This is a genomic window from Microcoleus sp. SVA1B4 (assembly GCF_036700545.1).
GTDB lineage: Bacteria > Cyanobacteriota > Cyanobacteriia > Cyanobacteriales > Microcoleaceae > Microcoleus.
This window is the reverse complement of record NZ_JAUBPB010000144.1, coordinates 1-2899: the sequence shown is the minus strand read 5'-3', so window position 1 is coordinate 2899 and position 2899 is coordinate 1. Positions and strand designations below refer to the sequence as shown.

2 protein-coding genes are annotated in these 2899 nt (G+C 49.2%); both read right to left on the bottom strand.

Annotated elements, in window-relative coordinates; all coding sequences use genetic code 11:
* Nucleotides 1–240: 240 nt before the first annotated feature.
* Nucleotides 241–1959, bottom strand: coding sequence for an ATP-binding protein (locus tag QT987_RS29535; protein ID WP_333247027.1), 1719 nt, complete (start codon nucleotides 1957–1959; stop codon nucleotides 241–243).
* A 166-nt stretch (nucleotides 1960–2125) separates the two neighbouring features.
* Nucleotides 2126–2899, bottom strand: a 774-nt coding sequence (locus QT987_RS29530; RefSeq protein WP_333247025.1) for an HNH endonuclease, incomplete at its 5' end; no start/stop codon positions are given.

The following is a 2899-nucleotide window of genomic DNA, read 5'->3' as shown; positions in this document are numbered from 1 at the left end:
TTGCCTTCCACGCCTAGCCACGCGGTTGTGTAACTTATGCCTATTGCTTTGGCGTAGTCAGGTAGTTTCATGTTGACTTCCTGACTACATAATACCATCATCGCTTACCACTGCTTATAAGCTTAACGAAGTTTTGCAATACAGTAGACTTGTTGCCTGAATCAAGTTAACAGAGGTTTGTGCTGCTGACAAAAAGCCCATTATTCTCAAACGCAACATTTGTTCTTGAACACCTGGGTTTTAGCACCTGCTTGTACGTCCGGTGAGGCTGGCCACCACCGCCACTAACTCGGCAGCATCTACGGGTTTGGTCAAATGCATCTGAAAACCTGCTAATAGTGCCTGCTGACGATCGTCATTCCGGGCATAAGCCGTCAGCGCGATCGCGGGTAGCCTACCGCCCCGCTGGGCTTCAAGTTGACGCAACTTGCGGATCAGGGAGTAGCCATCCTCATCCGGCATCCCAATATCGCTCACTAAAACATCGGGGCTGCGATCCGTTGCGGTTTCGATAATGCTCAAAGCCTCCTTTACCGAAGCCACAGCCATGACATGAGCACCATACTTTTCCAGAATTGTGCTCAGCAACTCTAGGGCGTCAGCCTCGTCCTCTACCACTAAGATTTGTAAGCCTTCAAGGGTGGGCGAGGCCTGAAACGTCCCATTGGCCTCGACGATCGAGTTTAATGGCTCTGGATCGCTCGGTGGTAGATGGATAATCATCACGGGCAGTTTGACTGTAAAAGTCGTCCCCTGTCCTATCCCTGGACTCACTACCGTTACAGTCCCGCCATGTAATTCAACTAATTGACGCACAATGGCTAACCCTAAACCCAACCCCCCATAACTGCGAGTAGTCGTGCTGTCGTGCTGGCTGAAGCGATCGAAGACAAACGGTAGAAAGTCCGAGCTGATGCCTGCTCCAGTGTCGCTGACAGTAATTTCAACATGGGAATTAACCCGCTGCAAACGAATCTGGACTCGCCCGTCTTTAGGGGTAAATTTGAGGGCATTAGAAAGTAGATTCCACACAACTTGCTGCAACCTATCGGCATCACCCAAGAGCGGGCCAGCTTCAGAATCGAGCACGCTTTGCAGGCGAATAGACTTTGCCTCAGCAGCCAATTGTACAGACTCAATCGCCGATTCAATCACCGGCACGAGGTTGACAGGCCGGACTCGGAGGCGCAGTTTACCTGTGATGATGCGAGAAACATCGAGGATGTCTTCGATGAGCTGGGCTTGAGACTTTGCGTTGCGCTCGATCGTCTCCAAAGCCCGCGCCACCTTATCCTCACTCAGGTTTTTTTGCCGTAACATCGTTGACCATCCTAAGATCGCGTTGAGAGGAGTTCTGAGTTCATGAGAAAGAATCGAGAGAAACTCATCCTTGGCACGGTTGGCGGCCTCTGCCTCTGCCCGAATTACTTGTTCACGCTTCAATAATTCGTCTTTGGTGCGATTAGACGCTTCCAGTTGGGCAGTGCGTTCCTGCACCCGTTGCTCTAGCTCCACATTAATCGCCTGGATACGGCGGCGACTATTTTCTAGTTCCTGGTTTGTAAGGGCAAGTTGAGCTGGACTGGGCGTATCGAGTGCCACTGGAATTAAGGGAATCAGTAAAAAAGTGAACGTATAGAAAGACCAAACACCAGTGACAGCTTTGATCAGTCCTGAAACCCAATAAATGGGGTGCCAAAGTGTCACTATTCCCATTAGGTGCGTCGTGCCACATAAGGCAAAGATAAAAAAGAAACCCACCAGCAGCATCACGGTGTGAGCAGGCAGATCCTTACGCTCATTCGTAAAGTAAACAATGGCAAACGCCACCGAGTAATAAGCGAGGGTAGTCAAGGCATCGGACGTTAAGTGCAGCCAGACTAACCCCGGTTTCCAGAGGTAACAATGCCCGTGAGGAATGAAATTATTAGAAAAGAAGGTGCTCAAGAGGTCAGGCATATAAGTTTACGGCACTGTCAAGTTAATTTAGCGGGTGTCATCAATTCAACCAGATGACCGCAGCAGCCAGAAGAATCGCACGCCGGAAGATTCACCAGAAAACGAGCGAGAAGCCCCGGGCTTTAGACATGGGGAGGAAAACGGCTGCAACTTCAGTCGCCTTGAATCAAAATCCATAGGAATAGCCATCTTTTTTGTGAATAGGTTGACAATATTTATGGCTGATTCCTGCTATTCTTCCCTTCGCTGTAGCGATGTCGAACGAGCCGGATGCACGGCAAAGAATTCGTCCCACGTAGGAACCAACTTTCTTGCCTGCGGTGACGGTAGCGCTGACAAGATCGCCAGTTTGAAAGCCGAAATGGATTTGCTTTCTTGATTTATGGCGAGTTGGAAAGCCAAACCGATCTGTGCCACACATTTGTCGAGTACCGTGTCCTGCTGCTTTTATTAGCAGCGGTTGAGAAGTCAGCACCTTTAATTCTTCGACTTTTCCAACACAAGCTGCATCTAACCAGTGAGTTTTAGCTAAATTCAATCGAGTGCGGTTGAACTTTGTCAAGCCGCCACTGCCAGTAGAAACTGGCAAATCAGTCATGCAAAGTCGATTAAACAGTGCCCAACGAGTCGAATTAACGGCTGTCGCGTCTTTTAATGGACGTTTTGCTTGAGATTGAATCCGTTTCAAAACCTCTGGCTTTTTAGAGAGGAATTGCTCAATACCTTGAGTGCCTTTCTTTTTATTGCAAGCATCGCACGCAAGGCAAAGATTAGAAACGCGGTTAGATCCGCCTTTGGCTTTGGGATGAATGTGTTCGACCTGTAGCGGTGTATCCGTAATTCCACAATAGGCGCACTTTCTGTCCCATTTGTTAGGGTCGAACGGGGTATCGCTACCCCGAACTCCCATGCAAAACCGGACGTGATAGTTTCCCGTCAT